We start from the raw sequence: 22,470 nt of genomic DNA, 5'->3' as shown, positions 1-22,470 counted from the left end.
AAAGAAGGTTGATACTTATGATGCCTTACTATTGGACTCCGACAACTCAGCAACAAATGACGCCTCCTCCTGTGACGCTCCCAAGTGGACGGCCACCTGGACGTGAGGAATCGTATATTGAAAACATCTTACGTTTGAATCGAGGAAAGCCTGGTACTTTCCACTTCTCCTTCGAACATGCCATTGAACAAGGAAAAAACACAAAGACAGTACGTGGTGTTGTAGAAGCTGCAGGTCGGGATCATGTTATTTTAAGAGAAATAAAATCAAATCATCGCTTTTTATTCCCAATGATTTACTTTGATTTCGCAGAATACGATGAGGAAATGAATTACTTCAATCAAAATCCATAACTGAAACGAGGTTAAGACAAACAAGAAAAAGTGTTAGATTGACTGCAATCAATCTAACACTTTTTCGCTGTGCTATTGTTGTCCTCTACAGCGGCGCTTTCTGCAAACACACAGATAACACCGCCTTCTTTTCTAAATGCATGAACAACTTAATCTTAAAAACGGTTATTTTGCATGTTTTAAGGCACTTACGATAATTAACACCCAACCAGCTAAAAATAATACGCCACCAATTGGAGTAATGGCCCCTAATACTTTAATGCCACTTACTGCTAACACATATAAACTTCCGGCAAAGAACACAATGCCTAGATTAAAGAAAATACCGGCTAACTTTAATTGTTTAACCTCACCTAGCAATTTCGAACTCATTAATAAACCGATGATAAGCAGACCTGTTGCATGGAACATTTGGTATTGCACAGCAGTTTCCCAAATGCTAAGACCGTAATCATCGACGATATCTTTTAAAGCATGTGCACCAAATGCACCGAGTGCCACGGCTAAAAAACCATGAAGCGCACCTGTGACAATAAATTTTTTCATGTTCAATTACCCCTACCTTTTTCTAATTGCTCTCTTTCTAATCTTTAGGAACGTTGGCTATTCAATTTAAAAATCAAAAATTGAATCACCATTTGCGCCATCATTATGTTGTATTTTGGTTGTCTTTATCGTAGATGGCATTTGCTCTGTACTTAACATTTGCGGTAAATGGTTTACCTGAACGTGTGAAGTCGCTGTCGGTACATCCAGTACGACATCACATAATGCACGAATAGCTGTTAGTGCTTCACGTATTTGCTGTTCATTGTTTGCATGTTTTGCACTAGCTAATTGTTTTTCAACTTGCTGTATGACAGCTTCATATGAAATCATTGCGCTCTCTCACCTTCTGCTTTTGGCACAAATTTTAGGCAGTCCGTGCCAGACGATTGTTTGACAACAACTGATGGTATTTGCTTTGTTTTAAAGCCGTATGCCACACATGCGCGAGGTGTTTGCGGGTCCCACGTTACTTTGAAATATTGACATTTAAAACAATTTACCTGCATTGCTGTGCCTCTCTTTCTTCTATATTAACTGTACCATGATTTCTATAGTGTATAAAGCAAACGATTTGTGCCACTTATCCTAAACACCAGTCGATTGGTTGCTCTCCCCATTGCATTAGCTGCGTATTGATCTTTGAATACGGTTTACTACCGAAAAAGCCTCTATACGCACTTAGTGGACTTGGATGTGGCGCTTCTAAAATAACGTGCGGGGTTGGGTACTGATTAATGATTTGCTTTTTGCGCTGCGCAGGCTTACCCCATAGCACAAAGATAATCGGTTTTGGACGAGCTGCAAGTTTAGCGATAACTGCATCCGTAAACTGTTCCCACCCCTGCTCTTTATGGGAATGGGCCTGTCCCGCTCTCACTGTCAGTACAGTATTTAATAGCATGACACCTTGCTGTGCCCATTTCGTTAATGTACCGTGCTGTGGAATTGGACAACCGATATCATCTTGTAATTCCTGTAGCATATTGCGTAAGCTTGGCGGATGTGGAATATCTGGCTTAACAGAAAAACTTAAGCCATGAGCTTGATTCGGTCCATGATATGGATCTTGCCCTAAGATGACAACCTTTACATCACGATACGCGGTGCAAAAAAAGGCATTCATCACATCTTCTTTTGGTGGGTAAATGGTCTGTGTTGCAAATTCATGTGCCAAAAATTGACGTAACTGTTGATAGTATGTTTTTTCTAATTCATCTGCTAGTATTGTCTGCCAATCATTTGGGAATACTTTTTTCATCGAAATGGCAAGCCCCTTTCTTTTCTTACAACGGTACAAAAAATTACGGTGTTATTCAAGTTCGAAATTATACTGACCTTATAAAAATATTAATTTCTGACTATTTTTACAGAATCAGAATAGGACTATACTAAACGGTAGATTAAACTATTCATTACGAAGGAGATCTTTCACATGGCTCTTAAAAAGACATTAACAATCGCAGGTTCAGATACATCTGGCGGCGCAGGTATGCAAGCCGACCTTAAAACATTCCAAGAACATGGCACATACGGTATGGTGGCATTAACAGTAGTTGTGACGATGGATCCAAATGGTTGGACACATAATGTAACACCACTACCAACAGAACTTCTTCAAAAACAAATCGATACAGCATTATCAACAGGTATTGATGCTGTAAAAACAGGTATGCTTTCTACAGAAGAAATTATTCGTATGGCTGGTGAAGCCATCGCCAAATCCGGTACTTCCAATGTAGTTATTGACCCTGTTATGGTATGTAAAGGTGATGATGAAGTTTTAAATCCTGGCAACACTGACGCTATGATTCAACACTTGCTACCACTAGCTGCCGTGACAACACCAAACCTTTTTGAAGCTGGTCAATTAGCTGGCACAGGTACACCAAAGTCCATCGACGAGATGAAAACAACAGCTCGCAAAATTCATGAACTAGGCGCCAAAGCGGTTGTCATTAAAGGTGGCAAAGCTTTAGCAACAGAAAAAGCGACAGACCTATTTTTCGATGGTGAAACATTCTACTTATTAGAATCCGAAAAAGTAGCGTCTACTTATAACCATGGTGCTGGCTGCACATTTGCTGCTTCAGTTACAGCGAATTTAGCAAATGGTTTATCTGTGAAAGAAGCTGTCATTGAAGCAAAAGAATTTGTTTCAGCTGCGATCGCGCATGGTTGGGCATTAAACGATTATGTTGGACCAGTAATGCACGGTGCAAAATCGCGCTTTGGCGCACCAGCAGTGACTGTCACTGAAATTTAACAGTCTGGAAATCGGTACTCGGGAGAATTGCTGAAACAGGTGTGGGAATCGCCTTTAAAGCACGGGCAATCGCCTGCAAATGCTAACACCGATAAACTAGAAAAGGCATCTATTGAATGCTGACCTTTACTACTGCGTAGAGGTCAGCATTTTCCAATTAGATGCCTTTTCACATATAATTACTCATCATTTCGAGCCGATAATCCCATGGATCATTCATCGAAATAAAACTCGCTAATGCCTTACTTTCTTTTTTACGCAACGAACGTGCCATCGCTCGTTCAGATGCAGTCTCATGTAACTTGGTTTCCTCTATTGTTTCAGGCACAACACGCGGTACTGCCGCAGGTCGATTGTGTTCATCTAAAGCAACGAACGTTAATAAAGCTGTCGCAGCAACTTTACGTTCGCCTGTTTTTAAATTTTCGGAGATCACTTTAACAAACACCTCCATTGAAGACGTGCCTGTCCATGTCACATAGGACTCAAAATAGACGGAGTCCGTCGGTCGAATCGGGTGTAAGAAATCGACTGAATCTGTTGAAGCAGTGACACAATCTCTCCGACTATGCTTGGCAGCGGAAATAGATGCGACCTGATCGATATCACTCATAAGGCGACCACCAAAAAGAGTATTATGATTGTTTACATCATTCGGAAATACACGACTTGTCCGCATAACCCTTGATTCTTTGCAAAACTTATAATCTTTCATGCCAGCAATTCCCCCAATATCTTGTTTTTTTATTCCTATTATGATGCAATATTTTATTCAAAATAGCAATAAAATTTTTAGAAAATTAAAAATATTTACAAATACATAAAAAACTAGGACAAGATACCGCGTCTCGATGTACGCCATATATTAGCTGTATATGGGAGGGAGTCGTATGAAAAAACAAAAATTTGAGGAATTACATGAAGAATCACGCTTGTTGTCTGGAGAAATAACCTCTTCAAAAGTGGAAGTAATTTCTTCAATTATATTAACTCTCGGGTATTCACTATCCACCCTCGCTACGATATTAGCGTTACAAGAGGAAGAGGAAGATGCGCAATTACTTGCTTCCAACTCTCAAGATCAAAATGATCAATTTAAACAAATGTGCAAACAACTCCAAAATGTTAATAATCGCTTAGACTCTATTGAAAGAAAGCTCAATCGCTTTTAAACGATACATACCCTATTTCTACTCATTACGCTAGCTACGAAGAAGCTTTAAGATGGATGACATGACATACATGCAAAAAAACCACAATTCTCCGTCATAAAGAGATTTGTGGCTTTTTTGCTATCCTATGATAATGAGCTTTCATGTCTTCTTCACACGCTACAGCTATTAACCAAAATGTAGAAGGACGTCATCTATTGTACCAAGATAGAAATCGTTTTTGTCTAGCTTAAATCCCCTTCTCCATGGTGAGCTGTCACTCTACGTGAAAGAAGTCAAATTTGCAACATCTTTTCGTTATGTGAAACCGCATACAAAAAAAACGTCACTTTTTGTACAAATTTGCTTTCACATTTTATATATTGATACATTACAATAACTTTTTCAAGAATTTTGCTTAAAAAAAGCCAAGGAAATTCTAGACATTAGCCATTTTACATTTTCTCTCATGTTTAACCTACAAAAAATGAACGCCACATAAATTTGTCATAAAAAGGGCATTCAATTTCCCTTTGTGACCTTTTTTGACTATACTTAAGAAAGAAATAATCGAGAGGAGTGTTAAGATGCAAGAAGTACAAGTAGAGACGTTGCAAGAATTATTGAATTCTTTCGCCAACAAAGACGTTTATATCCATCTTGAGACGACAAACGGTTCTTACGCAGCACACTATGATGAGAAATTTTTTAATGCCGGTGCTTTTATTCGTAATGCGAAAATTAATTACGAACTGGCGAAAGTAGTGGATGACTCTCCCCATCGTGTCGGTTTAAAAATGACACATGGTTGGGTTTATGCTCAAGGCATTACACATTATGAATTAGATGATTTAGGCCGTTTGTTAATGGCTGGACTAGACTATTCAGGTAAATTGGCGATAGCACTTGAAATTAGCGAAACGCCATTTACTTATTAAGGGGGACAACTATTTGAATTTACAACCACAACGTCATATTTTAATTGTTTACCCTCACCCAGATGATGAGGCTTTTTCAGTTGCCGGAACGATTGCTTATTATACTAAAAAGATGAATACACCTGTTACATATGCCTGTTTAACATTGGGTGAAATGGGTCGTAATTTAGGAAATCCACCTTTTGCTACACGTGAATCGTTGCCAGAAATCCGTCGCAAAGAATTAGTTGCCGCAGCCGAAGCAATGGGCATTCAAGATTTACGTATGTTAGGCTTCCGTGATAAAACGGTTGAATTTGAGGACGACGAAAAAATGGTCAAGCTCGTGGAAGGTTTAATCGAAGAATTAAAGCCATCTCTCATATTTACGTTCCTTCCTGGTTTTGCGGTGCATCCTGACCATGAAGCAACAGCACGTGCTGTCGTAGAAGCTGTTCGTCGCATGCCGAAAGCAGCACGTCCCGAAATTTACGGCTGTGCCTTCGCCAATGATACACTTGAAAAGAATGGCGAGCCACATATCCAAATCGATATCCGTGAAATGAAGATGGATAAAGTAAAGGCCTTACAAGCCCACTCTTCTCAAACTGGTTGGATGATGCAAGAAACAGAAAAACGCATCGACGACGGTGAGCCGATGAGCGAAAGCTGGCTTAATGTTGAAAAGTTCTATATTATCAACCCTGACCATTATGTAAAATAGCGCAAAAAGTGTTAGATTGACTGCCATCAATCTAACACTTTTTTCTGTGCCGTTTTCTGCTACAGCTTTCGCTTTCCGAGAGCCTACGAGCGAAAATTGTATATATCTTGCTCCCTCTTGTTATCTAGCTACTTTCAATTTATTTATTACATGGACAATTATTGTAAAAACAAAGGCCACTACTAAAATAACAAAAAACAAATAATGTGGTACATAAATACCGAAGACGGTCGCTAACATCTTTATTGCAATTACGCCAATAATAATAAACGCTGTTGCCTCCAGCTCTGGTATTTTTTCGATGATGACTAAAAATATACCTGCTATTGTTCGCATCATTAATATACCTAGCATCCCACCTATTAACAGTACCCAAACTTGATCCGATATCGCAAAGGCGGCGAATATAGAATCAATCGAAAAGGCAATATCCATCAGTTCTACAGAAATAACAGTTGCCCAAAATACTCCAAATAGTCGGACCATTAATCCAGACTTTTTTACTTCTTTGACACTATCCTCTTGCCCTAACTGTAAAAAATGCGCAATACTAATCCACCCTAAATATAAAGCCCCCAACACTTTAATAAACCAGAATTCTACTAAATACACGCCTATTCCAATAAATAAAAAACGGAAGAAATAAGCACCCAGCATACCGTACATTAATGCTCGTTTGCGTTGCTTATCCGGTAAATGTTTGACAAGTACTGCTAGCACGAGTGCATTATCTGCCGACAGCAATCCTTCAATCACAATGAGTGATGATATTAGTCCCCACGATACCGGATCTGCTAATACTTTTTTCCACATGTCCCAATCGAAAAATTGCATATATGTAGATAGTATCCCATGAATAATGTCCATTTAATTAGCCTCCTACTTGTCCTAAACTAATCTAATATATGCTTGCCAAGCAGCGTTATGAAGAGTTTACTTCAATGTCACCCACAAAAAAAGTTGCCATCATTCAAGTCTAGTAAGCTGGAATAATGCATGTTTTTTCTCGAAAACGGTAAATTACACTACCTCTATCAATACTTTATAGAAGATGGACACCGAAAATTTAGAATTTACTAAAAATTTATCCCAAAAATCGAAAAAAATATGCTATCATAAATGGATGTTTTATACGTAAAACGGAGGTTGAATACTATGGAAGTTACTGACACTAAAACAGTGCAAGTAGAAAATATCTTAATTGCACATCATTTTTTAAAAGATGTAGTAGTGCATACGCCACTACAGAAAAACGATTATTTATCGGAGAAATATGGAGCACATATTTATTTCAAACGTGAAGATTTACAGCATGTTCGCTCGTTTAAGCTTCGTGGTGCTTATTATAAAATTAAAAAAATTGAGGAAGAGGCTCGTATTGCTGGAGTCGTCTGTGCAAGTGCTGGGAATCATGCCCAAGGTGTTGCTTACGCCTGTGCCCAATTGAAAATTCAAGCAAGCATTTTCATGCCTCAAACTACCCCAAAACAAAAAATTGACCAAGTGCGTATGTTTGGTCGTGATTATGCTGACATTGTTCTAGCAGGAGATACGTTTGATGATGCTGCTGAAAGTGCAATGGCCTACTGCGAAGAACAAGGAAAAATCTTTATCCATCCTTTCGACGACTTTGACGTCATCGCTGGACAGGGAACAGTCGCTGTTGAAATTATGAATGACATGGAAGAACCTATTGACTATGTATTCGGTAGTATCGGCGGTGGCGGCTTAATGTCCGGTGTTTCAGCTTATGTGAAAAACCTATCCCCCAACAGTAAAATTATCGGTGTCGAGCCTGCTGGTGCAGGCAGTATGAAGGCTGCTTTTGCAGAGGGCGGTGCAGTAGCACTTGATTGGATTGACAAATTTGTTGATGGTGCTGCCGTAAAATGCGTCGGTCACCATACTTATGATGTTTGTCGCCGCTACTTAGACGATATCGTTCTCGTTCCTGAAGGAAAAGTGTGTACAACAATATTAGATTTGTACAATAAGCATGCGATTATAGCAGAGCCTGCTGGTGCATTAGCAGTCGCCGCTCTCGATAGCTATAAAGAAGAAATTAAAGGTAAATCTGTCGTGGTAATTATTAGTGGTGGTAATAATGACATCGGTCGTATGCAAGAAATTAAAGAAAAATCATTAATTCACGAAGGCTTACTGTACTACTTCATCGTAAGTTTCCCTCAACGTGCAGGTGCTCTTCGCCAATTCCTAACAAGCGTTGTAGGGCCAAATGATGATATTACTACTTTTGAATACACGAAGAAGAACAATAAAGAGAGTGGTCCTGCCCTAGTCGGCATTGAGCTTGGCAATCGCGATGATTACGAAGGCTTACTAAAACGGATGAAAGAATTTGGCTTCAACTACAAAGAAGTCAATAACGACATTCAATTATTTGGATTACTTGTTTAAGTTCTGGTGCCAGGCACCCAAACAATTCTGAATATTCACTCATGCAAACAGGGAAGGCGCGGTTATTCTGGTCTACTGTATTGAGTCAAAGTACCACCTTAGCAGGGACCAACGACATAGCAAAAAAGTGTTAGATTGACGGCCGTCAATCTAACACTTTTTCTTTTCTCTCAACCTCTTATATGATTAACCTAGCAGCGCACGGTCAGAGTTCATTTTCTCGCCGCGGATGCGCTCGAATTCAGCCATTAAATCTGGAATTGTTAGTTCATGTTTACGATCTTCGCCGACTTCCAAGATGATTTGGCCTTTGTCCATCATAATAAGACGATTGCCTAAATCTAATGCTTGTTGCATATTGTGCGTTACCATCAATGTTGTGAGGTTATCCTTTTCAACTAAATGCTTCGTAATGCGTGTAATCAACTCCGCACGTGAAGGGTCAAGTGCCGCTGTATGCTCATCTAGCAATAAGATTGATGGCTTTGTAAACGTAGCCATTAAAAGAGATAACGCCTGACGCTCACCACCGGAAAGGAGACCTACTTTTGCAGAAAGACGATTTTCCAAGTTTAAGCCAAGCATTTCTAATGATTCCTTAAAAAATTGCCGACGTTTTTTATCGACACCGATGCGTAAGCCTCTACTTTTATTTCTTGAATAAGCAAGTGCTACATTTTCTTCAATCGTCATAGTCGGTGCTGTTCCCGCCATCGGGTCCTGGAACACTCGACCAATGAAGTGTGAGCGTTTATATTCCGGCAAAGTCGTCACATTATTACTATCGATTATAACGGAGCCAAAGTCAGGTGTTAATGCGCCTGAAATCATATTCATCATCGTTGATTTCCCGGCACCATTACTGCCGATAATTGTGACGAAGTCCCCTGGCTTTAAATGCAAGTTAATTTCAGCAAGTGCGATTTTTTCATCAGGTGTACCTTCATTAAAAATTTTGTTAATGCCATCTAATTTAAGCAAGGCCTTTTCCCCCCTGCTCTACCGGTTTTACTTGTGTACGTTCTGTTGCGCGCTTTGCTTTACGCTTTCGTTCTTTGCTTTTCTCGACAAACTGCGGTACGACAAGGGCTAAAATAACAATTATAGCCGTAATTAATTTCATATCTCCTGAATCAAGGAAATCAACGCGCAAAGCTAACGCTAAAATAATGCGGTAAATAATAGCTCCTGCGATAACAGCTATTGTAGTGCGCATAATTGTTTTTGTACCAAAAATCGCTTCCCCTATAATAACAGAAGCAAGACCGATTACAATCATACCAATTCCCATACTAACATCCGAGAACTTCGAATATTGTGCGATTAAAGCTCCAGAAAATGCGACAAGTGCATTTGAAAGACCTAGCCCAAGAATAATAAGCGTATCTGTATTCGCAGAGAAACTACGAATCATGCGTTTGTTATCTCCTGTTGCTCGGATAGCTAGCCCGACTTCAGTTTTTAAGAACCAGTCCGCAATAAATTTAATTAAAATCGTGATGAGTAAAACTACAATCAACGTACCCCATGTCGTCGGTACTTGCTGAATGCCGATGCTTTTTAATACGTTATTTAATGCATCATCGATACCTAAATTACTCCAAAATGTTTGAAACTTTGAAAACAATGTTTCAGAGTTTAACAATGGAATATTCGGACGACCTATCGTATTTTCTGCAGTTAACCCCATAATGCGCAGGTTAATAGAATACAAGGCAATCATCATTAAAATCCCCGATAATAGCGGATTGATCTTCCCTTTTGTGTGAAGAATTCCTGTCATACATCCTGCAATAAATCCAGCAACAATTGCCACTAAAGTCGCTAAGATTGGGTGGTAACCAAGCAAAATCATCGTCGCTGCTGTTGCCGCCCCTGTTACAAAGCTTCCATCAACCGTTAAATCCGGAAAATCTAACACACGGAATGTTAAATACACACCAAGTGCCATAATTGCATAGATGATTCCTTGCTCCACTGAGCCAAATAGTGCTGTAAACATCGTTGAATCATCTCCTAAATTTTCTTATCATTTCGCCTCGGCATCCCTATATCCAGGTCAAATGCTATCTTAATATCCTCCGAGCCTGCCGCCACTTAAGTGAAAAACTTCTACTCAAGTTTGTTAAAATGAAGAGAAAGCGGGGATAATTCTCCCCCGCTTCATCTTAAAATATAACGTCACTTAGCCATTATTTTTCTAAAAGCTCTGCACCCCAAGAATCTTTAATTTCAATGCCTAAATTATCAGCAACTTTTTTGTTTACGACTAATTTTAATTTTTGTGGATATTGAGCTGGTGTCTCAGCAGCTGTTGCCTCACCTTTTAAAATTTTGACAGCCATTTGTCCAGCCTCATAGCCGATATCGTAGTACTCAAAGCCATATGCAGCTAAGCCACCACGTTCCACAGAATCAAGCTCACCCACAATAAGTGGTAATTTATTAGCATTTGCTACATCAATAACAGATTCTAATGCAGAAACAACTGTATTATCCGTAATAATATAGAACGCATCCACTTTACCAATTAATGATTCAGCCGCTAGTTTCACATCCGCAGAAGTTGCAGCTGATGCCTCTTTTACTGCAAGACCTTGTTCAGCCATCACTTTTTTTACTTCTGTTACTTGCGCTACTGAATTTTGCTCACCTGCGTTGTAAACCATACCGACGTTTTTAGCGCCTAGATCTTTCAATAATGCTACCGTTTTAGAAATCGTCTCAGGATGTAAATCAATTGTTCCTGTTACATTTTTCCCTGGTTTATCCATCGATTCGATTAACTGCGCACCAACTGCATCCGTTACAGAAGTAAAGATGATTGGAATATCACTAGTAGCAGTCGCTGCTGCTTGTGCAGAAGGAGTAGAGTTAGCAAATATTAAATCTACGCCATCACTTACTAAGTTATTGGCAATTGTCGTATTCAGACTGTTATCACCTTGTGCGATTTGTGGATTAAACTTCACTTTTAAGCCAGAATCCTCAATTGCTTTTTTAAAGCCTTCTGTTGCAGCATTTAAAGATGGATGCTCAACAATTTGAGAAATTCCAATTTTATATGTTTTTTGATCTACACTACCGCTCTCACTTGCATTATTCTTTTCGTCGCCCTTTGAGTCCGATGAACTAGAACCACCGCTACCACAAGCAGCAAGCAATAATAATAACCCAAATAATAGGAACGAAAGCTTTTTCATATTGCGCTTCACAAATAATCCCCCCGACTATCACTCTATTATCTATCACACTTCACTCAAGCAAAGTGTGAATGTATCGCTATATTATCGTTATTATTGATATTCGTCAACAACATTATGAATGTTCTGACTTTTGTATTTGACAAAATATTTTACTTTTTCGTACAATTTGTCGCTTTAAACCGCTAAACTACTGCGTTTCTGATGTTATAATTCTTTTGTAATATAATAAAAAATTGTATGGCAATTTTTCGAAATTTACAGGTTACTTCCCTAATCCAAAAGTCTATAAGGACATAATAAAATTTAGGACAAAAGAGAAAAAGCGTTAAATTGACTGCAGTCAATCTAACGCTTTTTTACTATATCGTTGATGTCCACTTCGGCTGGTGCTTTCCGCGGGCACACCGTAAGCCATCAGGAGTCACCGTCTTCGCTACCATCAACTCAGTGGTCACTTCTATATTTTAACTTTTGCAAAAGAGTGCAATAGCTAAAGCTTTATTCATTTGGCTAAGCGGAAAGATACCATTAATCAAAATCCTTTTACTATATCGTTGATGTCCGCTACGGCTGGTGCTTTCCGCGGGCACACCGTAGGAGTCACCACCTCCGCTACCATCAACCTAACACTTTTTTTCTGCGTCGTTGATGTCCACTTCGGCTGGTGCTTTCCGCATCTTGCATTAAGTGCAGGAGTTTTGCCTTCACTGCGCCATTTGAATTAATTTTTTACAGATTCAATAGTAGCAAAAATTCGCGAGTAAACATCTTGACTATTCTGTTTCTTTTCCAGCTTATATCTCCAAGTATGTTCTTTAATTTTCTCATCTGTTCCTAAATCGAGAAATCCTGTTGCGAAATTAGCAAGATCAACTTCGATAATATCATCATACTGAACACCTTCATTGACAAATGGCACATGGACTTTAATCGATTGCATAAAAAATGTAGGGATTTTTAACGACCTATAAGCAGCTACGTATTGGTCATCATCTGCTTCATGTAAAAATTCTTTCATAATCATAATGGCATCTACTTCGTTAGTAACGATTATCGGTATTATGTTGTAAATCCTCCAAAGTAATTTTTTCAAATGTTATATTTTCTTCTCTAACTTCAGGAATTGCGCCGATTACGGCAATCTTTAAATCTCTGCCTTTATAAATGTTCATATCGTTATTACTACAACCAACTAAGAGAATCCATACTGCAATGAAAAGAAGGGATATTTTCCTCACTATTACACCTCCAGCAAGTTGATGATACGTTATCTGAAATAATTGTGAGAGCTACTCCATATTAAGCTTATCGAATCCATTACCGACATTTTTTCTGTCGGTACACCCGTACTTTATATAACCTAAATAAAGTTGCAATACTACGAAAATTCAGGCTACACATATTTTACGCATAGCTATTTACAAACCCTCATGAATACTGCTATGATTGCATTTGCTTTACGTGGTTCGTAACCATCCCACGAAAAAAAACTAAGGAGAAATGAATATGAAAGTAAAGTTTTTAGCAGCAAGTGGTATTATTGCCGCGCTCTACATCGCTGTTACAATGCTCATCACACCGTTCGGCTTTACGGAAGTGCAGTTCCGCGTTTCGGAAATGTTAAACCATTTAGTCGCTTTTAACCCCCGCTTTGCTGTCGGGATTATTATTGGCGTATTTATCGCCAATCTCAATTCACCACTCGGTCCTTACGATTTAGTTTTCGGTGTGGGACAGACGATGATTACACTCGGCCTATTAATTCTCATTTGCAAATTTGTGAAAAATATTTGGGCACGTTTAATCATTAACACATTTTTATTTACATTCACGATGTTTATCATTGCTTTCGAATTGAACTTAGCACTTGAGTTGCCATTCTTCTGGACATGGCTAACATGCGCAGCAGGTGAGTTTGTTGTCATGGCAGTAGGTGCGCCAATTATGAATATGCTGAATAAACGATTAGATTTTAAAAACATGATGTAATAGACGAGTCTTTTTAGATTCGTCTTTTTTTATATTAATTTTTCTTTTCCTTGACACTATTCTGAAAATAATTTAAAATTTTACATTAATAAATGTGTAGAAGAAGAATAGTAGCAAGCCATTGTACTTTAAGAGAGCTGATGGATGGTGCAAATCAGTAGTACGCACTTGTGAATGGACTTCGGAGCAGCCTTACAAAATAAGGTCGGACTCACTCCCCGTTATAGGAGTTTGAGCGCGCAATTTTGCGAATAAAGGTGGCACCACGGTTACTCGTCCTTTTGATAAAGGGATTGAAGTGGCTTTTTTTTATGGAAAATGAGAATAGAGGAGTCGAGAGAAGATGAGTACAACAGTCGAGCAAAAAGGATACTTCGGTGAATTTGGAGGTAGCTTCGTTCCCGAAGAGCTGCAAAATGTCTTAACCATTTTAGATGAGAATTTCCAAAAATATAAAGACGATGAAGATTTTAAAAATGAACTAGATTATTATTTCCGTGAATATGTCGGTCGTCAATCACCGCTCTATTTTGCTGAAAACTTAACGAAGCAATTAGGTGGGGCAAAAATTTATTTAAAGCGTGAGGATCTTAATCATACCGGTTCACATAAAATCAATAATGTATTAGGTCAAATATTACTTGCCAAACGCATGGGTGCCAATCGTGTTATTGCTGAAACAGGCGCAGGTCAACACGGTGTTGCGACAGCAACTGCTTGCGCGATGTTTGGCATGGATTGCACAATCTATATGGGACTTGAAGATACAAAGCGCCAAGCTTTAAATGTTTTCCGCATGGAGTTACTTGGTGCGAAAGTGGTTGCGGTCGATAAAGGGCAAGGTCGTTTAAAGGATGCCGTAGATGAAGCATTCGCTGATTTAGTAGAAAACTATGAAACGACTTTCTATTTATTAGGCTCTGCTGTGGGACCACACCCATTCCCTTCCATGGTAAAGCATTTTCAATCGGTTATTAGCCGTGAAAGCCGTGCACAAATTCTAGAAAAAGAAGGGAAACTCCCAACTGCTGTGCTTGCTTGTGTCGGCGGTGGTAGTAATGCAATCGGGGCCTTTGCCGAGTATATCGCTGACGAGGGAGTTCGTTTAATCGGTATTGAACCAGATCAAGCGGCAACATTAAACGAAGGTACGCCAGGTGAATTACACGGCTTCAAATGCTTACTATTACAAGATGCACAAGGTAATCCCTTACCAACATATTCTATCGCTGCTGGGCTTGACTATCCTGGCGCTGGTCCTGAACATAGTTATTTAAAAACTATTGGTCGCGCTGAATATGTAACAGTTTCCAATGAAGAAGTACTCGAAGCATTCCAAGTACTTTCAAAGGTGGAAGGCATTATTCCAGCACTTGAGAGCTCACATGCTGTTGCCCAAGCATTAAAATTAGCGCCCACACTATCGCCTGATGAAAGCATTATTATTAATATTTCTGGTCGTGGCGATAAAGACGTGGAACAAGTCTTTCATATGTTGAATAAATAAATCTCAAAAGCTACGCCTGCGAAACATAGCACCTAACACAGAAATCAATGGTTGCATACTAAAGGCATCGAGAAAATCAATTCTCGATGCCTTTTATCACATCACACAAGCGTCTTTAATTTCGGGTAAATTTCCGCCACATTATCGCGTAGTTTAGCTTTTAAAAACTTACCGACAGACGTTTTTGGAATTTCATCTAAAAAGACTATATCGTCCGGCACCCACCATTTGGCAAATTGACTTTCTAAAAATGCTAGTAATTCCTCAGCAGTTGCAGACTTTCCTTCCTTTAATACAACACAAGCTAGCGGGCGCTCCTGCCATTTGGCATGTGGTATTGCGATGACTGCCGCTTCAAAAATAGCATCATGTGTCATTAATGCATTTTCTAAATCAACAGAAGAAATCCACTCCCCACCAGATTTAATTAAATCTTTTGTACGATCGGTAATTTTAATAAAACCATCTGCTGTCCGCACTGCAATATCTCCGGTAAATAGCCAACCATCTCGATAAGCATCTTTCGTTCGCTCATCACGATAATATTCATGTGAAATCCATGGACCGCGCAGACGCAATTCCCCCATCGTCTCACCGTCCCACGGTACTTCGCCATTATCATTAATAATACTAGACTCTATGCCAGCCATCGTCATACCTTGCATCGCACGCGCTTCAATTCGTTTGTCAATCGGCCATTCATCCATCCACGACATATAATTCGATAAGGCAACGATTGGAGTCGTCTCCGTCATCCCATAAACAACAATATAAGGAATACCGTATTTTTCTTCAAAAGTACGAATTAAGCTTGTCGGTGAAGCTGAACCACCACAACAAATTGCACGTAGCGAACTTATATCTCGCTCACGTTTCTCCTGTTCCTGTAATGCCCCAAGCCAAATTGTTGGTACTCCCGCTGTCAACGTCACTTTTTCTTGCTCGACTAAATCTAAAATTAAATCAGAAGTAAATTGAGGCCCTGGCAGTACTTGCGTTGCACCGACATTGACACTGGCAAATGGTAAACCCCAAGCATTTGCATGAAACATCGGCACAATGGGCATGACAACATCGCGCTCCGCAATACCCATGGAATCCGACATGCTCAGCATCATACTGTGTAACACTAAGCCACGATGTGAATAAACAACCCCTTTTGGATTGCCTGTCGTAGCACTTGTATAACACATACCTGCAGGCGCTTCCTCTGCCAAATCATCTGGAAATTCAAAGTTTTCGTCTGCGGCAGCTAATAATTCTTCATAGGATAAGGCATTTGGTAATGTCGTCTCCGGCAATGTCTCTTCATCTGTCATAATAATATAATGTTTCACTGTCTTTAACTCGGAAGCAATATTTTCAATAATAGGGACAAGATCTACATCGATTATTAACATCTCGTCTTCAGCGTGATTAATAATATAAATTAAATGTTCTTCTGATAAGCGAATATTGACCATATGCAATACAGCACCAGCGCATGGTACTGCAAAATACGCCTCTAAGTGGCGATGCTGATTCCAAGCGAAAGAACCAATCTTTTTGCCTTTTTCCATCCCCAGCTTTGTAAGCGCATCTGCTAAACGACGCGTTCTCTTCGCCCATTCCCCATACGTTAAACGGTGAATTTTATGTGGGCTTGTACGCGACACAATGGTCTTTCTTGCAAAATAGCTTTCTGCTCGCTTAAAAAAGTTTGTTAAAACTAACGGTGCTTGCATCATACAATATCCATCCCCTTTTTCTAGTGATTTCCCCCAAACAGTTGTAGAATATTAATTTTCACTTTTAACAGAATACTATTAATATTCTGAATATGATTATATTAAAAAATTAATCACTTCGCTATATATTCCAAAAATTTTCTTTTTCATACTCTTATTTTCTATGCTTTAACCATTGCACTTCATAAAAAAAAGGTGTTAGATTGACTGCAATCAATCTAACACCTTTATCCTTATGCTGTTGCTGTTCGTCGCGCGGAGTACTCGCTTTCACTACATCGCTTTTTCATTTCTTTATTGCACAACAGCTAATCTGTCCTTCTTTTTGTACCTTATTAAGAAATTGCCTTTGTTTGCAATTTAATTTTTAATTTTTCTAACATATCAATGGTCATTTTCGCTAAATCATATTCAGCTTTAAAGCCCCACTCATTTTTAGCTGCATCGACATTAATAGAATTTGGCCAACTATCCGCAATTGCCTGACGTACAGGATCTACTTTATAATCCATACGGAAATGCGGCAAATGCTTTGTAATTTCAGCGGCTATTTGAGATGGCTCAAAGCTCATCGCTGTAATATTAAATGCATTGCGATGAATTAACTTGCTACTATCTGCTTCCATTAAATCTACAATAGCTTGTAATGCATCTGGCATATACATCATATCCATGTACGTTCCTTCTTGAATATAGGATATATACTTCCCTTGTTGAATCGCTTCATAAAAGATTTCAACCGCATAGTCTGTTGTACCACCACCTGGAGGCGTTACATAAGAAATTAAGCCAGGAAAGCGAACACCACGTGTATCGACACCAAAACGATCAAAATAATAGTCACATAATAATTCACCCGCTACTTTGTTCACCCCGTACATCGTTGTTGGGCGCTGTAATGTATCTTGTGGTGTATTATCTTTAGGTGTTGAAGGACCGAAAGCACCGATTGAACTTGGCGTAAAGAACTGTAACTTTAGCTCACGAGATACTTCTAACGCATTCATAAGGCCGCCCATATTTAAATTCCAAGCAAGTAATGGGTTTCTTTCTGCTGTTGCAGATAATAATGCCGCTAAATGCATCATTGTATCCGCACCAAAATCTTTCGCTAAATCATGCATTCTTTGTCCATCCGTCACGTCCAGTACTTCGAATGGCCCCTTTGTATGTTCAAGCTTTCGTATATCCGTAGCTAAGACATTGTCCTCTCCATAAATACTACGAAGTTTTTCTACTAGCTCAGAGCCGATTTGACCAAGAGCACCTGTAACCATAATCTTTTCCATTTCCCCAAACCTCCACATATGAACAATTGTACTCCTGAAAAGCACAATATTTTATACTAAAACACTGATTTAATAACATTTCCGATGCATTTCATTATAAAGTGTTCATATTAAAAATACAACAACAATATGTGTAACTTCCGAAAAAAGAACGCACAATCCCTTGTAATATGTATATGTTTTGCTGCATTAATGTTCTGTGACAAAAACAAAAAAATACATTTGTATTTTCCAAAAACACAAATATCTATTTTTTTACAAATAAAAGAGCCTCTTCACTTATACGGTAAAGAGACTCTTTCCATCAAATCGAAAACCGTTTGACTGCAATTTGTAATACTTTTGAAACTTTTCGCAAATCTTTAATGTAATTATGAAATTGTTGCTGTGCACTTAGTTGATCTGTTGTTAACTTTTCTACATGCTTCGTTGAGGCTGCATTTGAATCAGACAGTGATGTTAACATCATGGCATCTTCGTTTACTTTCTTCGTATGCTCAGCAATTTCTTGCACCGTCGTCGAAACCTCCACAATATAAGGTTGCATAGTTGATACTTTTTCTACTATTCGATTGAAACTTGTTGCTGTCTCTGTTGTTACATTCAGACCTTTTTGTGTCGCACTTAAAACGCCTTCCATCATCTGTACGGCAAAGTGCGAATCGGTATGGATATTTTGCACAATGGACGTAATTGTTTGTGTGGAATGCACTGTTTGCTCAGCTAGCTTACGTACCTCATTAGCAACGACTGCAAATCCTTGCCCATGCACACCTGCTCTAGCCGCTTCAATGGAAGCATTTAACGCAAGTAAATTGGTTTGGGCCGTTATTTTTTCGATGACTTCAACCATCTGGTCAATCGTTGCAGCACGCTCAACTAAATTAGCGATCGCCGTATGCGATTTTTCAACTGCTCGCTTGATGGCTTGCATTTGCATTAAATTCGCTTGCACAATGTCCGTACCACTTTCTGCCTCACTCGCTGTGTCATGCGCAAAGCTCTCTACAAGCTGTACCTTTTCTAAAATAATTTGTACACCATTGAGCACTTCTTCTAACGAAGCTGAGTTAGATGCTAATTTTGTAGAAGAGGTGACAGTCAACTCCGCAATATTTTTTACGTCCTTGGCAATTTTAACAGTCATTGTCGACGTTTGCTCCGACGTTTGTTGTAACTTTTCTGTCATGCCTTCTACCTCTTGTGCACTATTTGTTACCGTATGTAGTAATTGCTTCACTTCTGTTGCCATTTGATTATATGACAGCACAACTTCTCCGAGCTCATCATGCGCCACATAGCTTGCGTTTGCTGTAAAATCTCCTTGCTCCGCTCGTTTTAATAATGATTTTAGTTGACGAGTTGGGACATTGACAGCCTTCGTTGCTATAAAACCGATGAAAATAATTAATAACACAACGAATGTACTCACACTTCCTAATAACCAATAGCCGAATTGCACATCTTTTTGGTAAGCTTGCTGCTGTTCTTCAGCTCTTTGAACTAAGTAACTCTGTGTCTCTTCTAATATGGCATGACTTTGTTGGCTTACAGGCAAATAGGACTGCTCATAAAAACGCTGACGATTTTGCGTATTTAACTGCCGATAAGTTTCTACTAAATCTTTATGCTGTGCCAATAACGCATTATATTTCTTTACCTGATGATTCATCTTTTTATCGATTGCTAATTTTTCTAATTGACCTAAAGGTTGTGCAATATTTTTTAGAATAGCTGTCATCTCTTGATCATCGCCGTTAGAATCAACTAATAAATCCAACTGTCGTTGCCCTTCTTCTATCTGATTTAGCCAACCAATGGGCACAAGCCCCTCGGCATAACTCTCACTAGCATGCCACGACATTTTGCGTAAATAATCCACACTAAATAGTCCTATCAAAACATTTGATAGTACACAGACAATCATCAGTACAAGCAGCTTATCTTTTACCTTAATATAACGAAAAAAATGCATCATCTTCGGCTCCTTCTCCAACTCTTCCCATTAATCATAGTATGGAGATATAAAGCTAGTGTTATATTTTTGTAAAATTTGCTAAAATCGAGCAAAATTCAATGCAACTTTCTAGGAACCTCCCTCTTTTCCCATCGTCCCCTATTAATAGTTAGTTTTACCAAATAGTAAAAAGGGAGGTGTAACTAGTGCTATTAAAAAAAGTCGATAACAGTTTAGCGACTAGCTTATTGCTGCTAGGCATTATTAGCTGCCTTTTCGTACATTCTAGCAGTGTAGCGTTTGCACAGTATTCTAGCTTGTTTATCGTCAAGCAATTGATCTATTACAGTCTTGGCTTTATGATCATGTACGGCGTAGCTACGCTTGATATTGAACAGCTAAAAAACATTGGCTGGCCATTTTATTGGTTCATGGTAGCTCTCACATTTGGCTTATTTATTGCTCCAGAAAGCATTGCGCGCACAATTAATGAAGCAAAATCATGGTATCAAGTGCCCCTTTTAGGATCATTTCAGCCTTCAGAGTTTTTGAAATTTGCCTTTTTAATTGTTGTGAGTAAAGTAATTGTTGCCCACCAAGCCAAATATGAGCGTCCATCCTTTTTGTCAGATATGCGACTGCTATTGACGATTGCGCTCATCACAATCCCACCAACACTCGCTGTTTATAAGCAACCCGATACCGGTATGGTTATGCTCTATATGGCGATGATTTTGCCGATGATTTTCTTTTCAGGCATTCAAACAAAATTGCTCGTCATCTTTACAGCCATTCCTGCTTCCATTGTCAGTGTAGTGGTGATTCTTTATGTAAAATTCAATGATTTTTTTACTGAAAAGCTATTAAGTAGACTGTCAGGGCATCAAGTTTCTCGTATTTACGGATGGTTACAACCTTATGAATATACGGATTCTTCCTTTCAAACGAGACAAGGCTTTATGGCCATTGGTAGCGGGGAATTCTTCGGCAAAGGCTATCTACAAAATAATGTGTATGTCCCAGAAAAGCATACCGATTTTATTTTTTCTGCCATTGCGGAAGAAGTTGGTTTCATTGGAGGAGCTTTTGTCATTTCACTATTATTTTTTGTTATTTACCGTATAGTGCTCATTACAGTAGAAGCAAAGGATCCATTTATGACCCTGATGGGGGCAGGTATCTCCAGCTTATTAGCCTTCCAAATTACACAAAATATTGGTATGACACTTGGACTTTTACCAGTAACAGGTGTCACGTTACCATTTTTAAGCTATGGCGGAAGTTCACTGCTATCCAATTTTATGTTAATGGGAATTGTCATGATTATTCATCAATCCTATAAGGGCTATATGTTTAAAGTAGGAGACTAATAAAATGCAAGTAGAGATTCGTACAGGTCATTCTCTACTTGCTAGGATAAAGGGGAATTATTTCGTTAAAAATGTCTTTATACTGGCATTATATTGATCGATAAATAGCTTTGCTTCAGCTGGAGGTAATTTTAATGCAGCTAAAGCAGCTCCACCCACTGGTAAACTATATGCAGCCATAAAGTCATAGTGATTGCGATGGTTTTGATCAATAGCGGCTAGTTTTTCAATAAATAGTTCTAACTCCGTAAAAACGCCTCCAGCTAGCACGACGTTGACTCGCTTATCTGCAAATGGATTTTTTGTATAGCAAGCGTCGATACTTTGATAAAAAACATGGCAAACTTGCTCAATAATTTTATTAGCTTGTTCATCACCACGTTTAGCACATGCGATAGCCACCTTACTTAGAGGCGCTATTGTATCACGCGGATGTCCTTCACCATATACCACTTCAATGATTTGCGGTACAGCTTGTAATTGAAAATAGTCTAATACGGCTGCCGTTAGATGTGTTTGGGGACCTCTTTTATCAAAAGCTTTAAATACTGCTTTTAATGTACGAATGCCAATATCATAGCCACTGCCCTCATCATCAAAAATATAACCCCATCCTGCTGTACGCTCCATTCTTCCAGATGAATCGATACTAAGTGTAATCGCACCTGTTCCTGCAATCTGTACAATGCCAGGCTGACCGAATGTTCCAGCATATAGCGCGTTCAATCCATCATTCGAAAGTGAAAGTTGACAGTCTTTCGGTAAAAGTGAGGTTAATAATGCATGCGTAATGTTCTCATTATTGTTTTCTGTTACACCCGAAAGTCCCGCATGGCACTTTGTAATAGATTGAAATTCGTGAGGTCGTTGTCTTTTCAAGTCATTGATAAGCGCTGTGATAGTCTCAGTAAATTGCGTTAAGCTCATGGATGTCGGGTTACTTTTCCCTGTTTCAGCTAGCGCAATAATGTCGCCACGCGCTGTTGAGATTGTTGCAATTGTTTTTGTTCCACCACCATCTATCGCTAAAACATACAAGTGCCTTCACCT

General features: G+C 39.0%; 24 protein-coding genes, 1 riboswitch and 1 other annotated feature. Of the genes, 9 read left to right on the top strand and 15 right to left on the bottom strand.

The genetic code is table 11. The features are described 5' to 3' along the window. Positions 1-17 precede the first annotated feature (17 nt). A complete protein-coding gene (gerQ, locus tag ACKVEV_RS19425; protein ID WP_402926711.1) occupies positions 18-353 on the top strand; it encodes a spore coat protein GerQ in 336 nt (111 codons plus the stop codon). A gap of 165 nt (positions 354-518) precedes the next feature. On the opposite strand, the gene ACKVEV_RS19420 is transcribed toward gerQ, so the two are convergent. The 4 genes from ACKVEV_RS19420 to ACKVEV_RS19405 all read right to left on the bottom strand — a co-directional run bounded on the left by ACKVEV_RS19420 (position 519) and on the right by ACKVEV_RS19405 (position 2,160). Beyond that, positions 519-899 (bottom strand): DUF423 domain-containing protein, encoded by a 381-nt coding sequence (locus ACKVEV_RS19420; RefSeq protein WP_139860109.1) that lies wholly within the window; start codon positions 897-899, stop codon positions 519-521. 66 nt (positions 900-965) lie between these two features. Further along, positions 966-1,232, bottom strand: coding sequence for a YwdI family protein (locus ACKVEV_RS19415; RefSeq protein WP_409367850.1), 267 nt, complete (start codon positions 1,230-1,232; stop codon positions 966-968). Beyond that, complete coding sequence (locus ACKVEV_RS19410; RefSeq protein ID WP_402926717.1) at positions 1,229-1,408, bottom strand: uracil-DNA glycosylase; 180 nt, start codon at positions 1,406-1,408, stop codon at positions 1,229-1,231. Before ACKVEV_RS19410 ends, ACKVEV_RS19415 begins: the two co-directional genes overlap by 4 nt. 74 nt (positions 1,409-1,482) lie before the next feature. Further along, positions 1,483-2,160: a uracil-DNA glycosylase gene (locus tag ACKVEV_RS19405; RefSeq protein ID WP_409367849.1), complete on the bottom strand. Its 678-nt coding sequence runs from the start codon at positions 2,158-2,160 to the stop codon at positions 1,483-1,485. A gap of 174 nt (positions 2,161-2,334) precedes the next feature. Between ACKVEV_RS19405 and thiD the strand changes: the two genes are divergently transcribed. Further along, a complete protein-coding gene (thiD, locus tag ACKVEV_RS19400; protein ID WP_409367848.1) occupies positions 2,335-3,165 on the top strand; it encodes a bifunctional hydroxymethylpyrimidine kinase/phosphomethylpyrimidine kinase in 831 nt (276 codons plus the stop codon). A 169-nt stretch (positions 3,166-3,334) separates the two neighbouring features. Here thiD and ACKVEV_RS19395 read toward each other — a convergent pair whose 3' ends face one another. Further along, positions 3,335-3,880 (bottom strand): acyl-CoA thioesterase, encoded by a 546-nt coding sequence (locus ACKVEV_RS19395; protein ID WP_409367847.1) that lies wholly within the window; start codon positions 3,878-3,880, stop codon positions 3,335-3,337. A 175-nt stretch (positions 3,881-4,055) separates the two neighbouring features. Between ACKVEV_RS19395 and ACKVEV_RS19390 the strand changes: the two genes are divergently transcribed. The 3 genes from ACKVEV_RS19390 (at position 4,056) to bshB2 (ending at position 5,957) form a co-directional block, all read left to right on the top strand. Further along, positions 4,056-4,337 (top strand): hypothetical protein, encoded by a 282-nt coding sequence (locus ACKVEV_RS19390; RefSeq protein ID WP_409367846.1) that lies wholly within the window; start codon positions 4,056-4,058, stop codon positions 4,335-4,337. A gap of 566 nt (positions 4,338-4,903) precedes the next feature. Then, positions 4,904-5,254 (top strand): YojF family protein, encoded by a 351-nt coding sequence (locus ACKVEV_RS19385; protein ID WP_409367845.1) that lies wholly within the window; start codon positions 4,904-4,906, stop codon positions 5,252-5,254. Positions 5,255-5,267: 13 nt separating this feature from the next. Further along, positions 5,268-5,957, top strand: a complete 690-nt coding sequence (gene bshB2, locus ACKVEV_RS19380) for a bacillithiol biosynthesis deacetylase BshB2 (RefSeq protein WP_409367844.1) — start codon at positions 5,268-5,270, stop codon at positions 5,955-5,957. Between the two features lie 120 nt (positions 5,958-6,077). On the opposite strand, the gene ACKVEV_RS19375 is transcribed toward bshB2, so the two are convergent. After that, positions 6,078-6,824 carry a TerC family protein gene (locus tag ACKVEV_RS19375; protein WP_409367842.1) on the bottom strand — a complete coding sequence of 249 codons (747 nt, stop codon included), beginning with the start codon at positions 6,822-6,824 and terminating at the stop codon, positions 6,078-6,080. A gap of 288 nt (positions 6,825-7,112) precedes the next feature. Between ACKVEV_RS19375 and ilvA the strand changes: the two genes are divergently transcribed. Beyond that, positions 7,113-8,375: a threonine ammonia-lyase IlvA gene (gene ilvA, locus ACKVEV_RS19370; protein ID WP_409367841.1), complete on the top strand. Its 1,263-nt coding sequence runs from the start codon at positions 7,113-7,115 to the stop codon at positions 8,373-8,375. A gap of 186 nt (positions 8,376-8,561) precedes the next feature. Here the strand turns inward: ilvA and ACKVEV_RS19365 are convergent, their stop codons facing one another. The 5 genes from ACKVEV_RS19365 to ACKVEV_RS19345 form a co-directional block, all read right to left on the bottom strand. After that, a complete protein-coding gene (locus ACKVEV_RS19365) occupies positions 8,562-9,356 on the bottom strand; it encodes an ABC transporter ATP-binding protein (RefSeq protein WP_409367840.1) in 795 nt (264 codons plus the stop codon). Beyond that, a complete protein-coding gene (locus tag ACKVEV_RS19360) occupies positions 9,349-10,377 on the bottom strand; it encodes an ABC transporter permease (protein WP_409367839.1) in 1,029 nt (342 codons plus the stop codon). The genes ACKVEV_RS19365 and ACKVEV_RS19360 overlap by 8 nt, the downstream gene beginning before the upstream one ends. A gap of 190 nt (positions 10,378-10,567) precedes the next feature. Further along, complete coding sequence (locus tag ACKVEV_RS19355; protein WP_409367838.1) at positions 10,568-11,590, bottom strand: ABC transporter substrate-binding protein; 1,023 nt, start codon at positions 11,588-11,590, stop codon at positions 10,568-10,570. Between the two features lie 712 nt (positions 11,591-12,302). Then, entirely contained in the window at positions 12,303-12,605 is a 303-nt protein-coding gene (locus ACKVEV_RS19350) for a hypothetical protein (protein WP_409367837.1), read from the bottom strand. A 16-nt stretch (positions 12,606-12,621) separates the two neighbouring features. Then, on the bottom strand, positions 12,622-12,819 hold the full coding sequence (locus tag ACKVEV_RS19345) for a hypothetical protein (RefSeq protein ID WP_409367836.1): 198 nt from the start codon (positions 12,817-12,819) through the stop codon (positions 12,622-12,624). Between the two features lie 217 nt (positions 12,820-13,036). Continuing rightward, positions 13,037-13,081, top strand: a riboswitch (PreQ1 riboswitch). Between the two features lie 6 nt (positions 13,082-13,087). On the opposite strand from ACKVEV_RS19345, the gene ACKVEV_RS19340 reads away from it, so the two are divergent. Both ACKVEV_RS19340 and trpB read left to right on the top strand, forming a co-directional pair. After that, positions 13,088-13,570: a QueT transporter family protein gene (locus ACKVEV_RS19340; protein WP_409367835.1), complete on the top strand. Its 483-nt coding sequence runs from the start codon at positions 13,088-13,090 to the stop codon at positions 13,568-13,570. An 88-nt stretch (positions 13,571-13,658) separates the two neighbouring features. Continuing rightward, positions 13,659-13,854 (top strand) — a binding site (T-box leader). A 59-nt stretch (positions 13,855-13,913) separates the two neighbouring features. Next, the gene (gene trpB, locus ACKVEV_RS19335; RefSeq protein WP_409367834.1) at positions 13,914-15,077 is read left to right on the top strand and encodes a tryptophan synthase subunit beta; all 1,164 of its coding nucleotides are present in this window, start codon (positions 13,914-13,916) and stop codon (positions 15,075-15,077) included. Positions 15,078-15,178: 101 nt separating this feature from the next. Here trpB and ACKVEV_RS19330 read toward each other — a convergent pair whose 3' ends face one another. The 3 genes from ACKVEV_RS19330 to ACKVEV_RS19320 all read right to left on the bottom strand — a co-directional run bounded on the left by ACKVEV_RS19330 (position 15,179) and on the right by ACKVEV_RS19320 (position 20,071). Further along, on the bottom strand, positions 15,179-16,804 hold the full coding sequence (locus ACKVEV_RS19330; RefSeq protein WP_409367833.1) for a long-chain fatty acid--CoA ligase: 1,626 nt from the start codon (positions 16,802-16,804) through the stop codon (positions 15,179-15,181). 335 nt (positions 16,805-17,139) lie between these two features. Next, the gene (locus ACKVEV_RS19325) at positions 17,140-18,093 is read right to left on the bottom strand and encodes an L-threonine 3-dehydrogenase (RefSeq protein WP_409367832.1); all 954 of its coding nucleotides are present in this window, start codon (positions 18,091-18,093) and stop codon (positions 17,140-17,142) included. Between the two features lie 304 nt (positions 18,094-18,397). Then, complete coding sequence (locus tag ACKVEV_RS19320; RefSeq protein ID WP_409367831.1) at positions 18,398-20,071, bottom strand: methyl-accepting chemotaxis protein; 1,674 nt, start codon at positions 20,069-20,071, stop codon at positions 18,398-18,400. Positions 20,072-20,256: 185 nt separating this feature from the next. Between ACKVEV_RS19320 and ACKVEV_RS19315 the strand changes: the two genes are divergently transcribed. Continuing rightward, on the top strand, positions 20,257-21,420 hold the full coding sequence (locus ACKVEV_RS19315) for an FtsW/RodA/SpoVE family cell cycle protein (RefSeq protein WP_409367830.1): 1,164 nt from the start codon (positions 20,257-20,259) through the stop codon (positions 21,418-21,420). A 57-nt stretch (positions 21,421-21,477) separates the two neighbouring features. On the opposite strand, the gene ACKVEV_RS19310 is transcribed toward ACKVEV_RS19315, so the two are convergent. Further along, entirely contained in the window at positions 21,478-22,458 is a 981-nt protein-coding gene (locus ACKVEV_RS19310; protein WP_409367829.1) for an N-acetylglucosamine kinase, read from the bottom strand. Between the last annotated feature and the right edge of the window lie 12 nt (positions 22,459-22,470).

The sequence above is a fragment of the Lysinibacillus sp. 38-6 genome (assembly GCF_046245175.1).
Taxonomy (GTDB): domain Bacteria; phylum Bacillota; class Bacilli; order Bacillales_A; family Planococcaceae; genus Lysinibacillus.
Note: the sequence above shows the minus strand (reverse complement) of the source record. Positions and strands in the feature narration are given on the sequence as shown.

Bases quoted from the DNA above. Each gene is read 5' to 3' on its own strand.
- thiD (WP_409367848.1), top strand. From the start codon at position 2,335: ATGGCTCTTAAAAAGACATTAACAATCGCAGGTTCAGATACATCTGGC.
- ACKVEV_RS19360 (WP_409367839.1), bottom strand. From the start codon at position 10,377: ATGTTTACAGCACTATTTGGCTCAGTGGAGCAAGGAATCATCTATGCA.
- ACKVEV_RS19330 (WP_409367833.1), bottom strand. From the start codon at position 16,804: ATGATGCAAGCACCGTTAGTTTTAACAAACTTTTTTAAGCGAGCAGAA.
- ACKVEV_RS19390 (WP_409367846.1), top strand. From the start codon at position 4,056: ATGAAAAAACAAAAATTTGAGGAATTACATGAAGAATCACGCTTGTTG.
- ACKVEV_RS19420 (WP_139860109.1), bottom strand. From the start codon at position 899: ATGAAAAAATTTATTGTCACAGGTGCGCTTCATGGTTTTTTAGCCGTG.
- gerQ (WP_402926711.1), top strand. From the start codon at position 18: ATGATGCCTTACTATTGGACTCCGACAACTCAGCAACAAATGACGCCT.
- trpB (WP_409367834.1), top strand. From the start codon at position 13,914: ATGAGTACAACAGTCGAGCAAAAAGGATACTTCGGTGAATTTGGAGGT.
- ACKVEV_RS19325 (WP_409367832.1), bottom strand. From the start codon at position 18,093: ATGGAAAAGATTATGGTTACAGGTGCTCTTGGTCAAATCGGCTCTGAG.
- ACKVEV_RS19410 (WP_402926717.1), bottom strand. From the start codon at position 1,408: ATGCAGGTAAATTGTTTTAAATGTCAATATTTCAAAGTAACGTGGGAC.
- ACKVEV_RS19395 (WP_409367847.1), bottom strand. From the start codon at position 3,880: ATGAAAGATTATAAGTTTTGCAAAGAATCAAGGGTTATGCGGACAAGT.
- ACKVEV_RS19350 (WP_409367837.1), bottom strand. From the start codon at position 12,605: ATGATTATGAAAGAATTTTTACATGAAGCAGATGATGACCAATACGTA.
- ilvA (WP_409367841.1), top strand. From the start codon at position 7,113: ATGGAAGTTACTGACACTAAAACAGTGCAAGTAGAAAATATCTTAATT.
- ACKVEV_RS19320 (WP_409367831.1), bottom strand. From the start codon at position 20,071: ATGATGCATTTTTTTCGTTATATTAAGGTAAAAGATAAGCTGCTTGTA.
- ACKVEV_RS19340 (WP_409367835.1), top strand. From the start codon at position 13,088: ATGAAAGTAAAGTTTTTAGCAGCAAGTGGTATTATTGCCGCGCTCTAC.
- ACKVEV_RS19405 (WP_409367849.1), bottom strand. From the start codon at position 2,160: ATGAAAAAAGTATTCCCAAATGATTGGCAGACAATACTAGCAGATGAA.
- ACKVEV_RS19415 (WP_409367850.1), bottom strand. From the start codon at position 1,232: ATGATTTCATATGAAGCTGTCATACAGCAAGTTGAAAAACAATTAGCT.
- ACKVEV_RS19385 (WP_409367845.1), top strand. From the start codon at position 4,904: ATGCAAGAAGTACAAGTAGAGACGTTGCAAGAATTATTGAATTCTTTC.
- ACKVEV_RS19375 (WP_409367842.1), bottom strand. From the start codon at position 6,824: ATGGACATTATTCATGGGATACTATCTACATATATGCAATTTTTCGAT.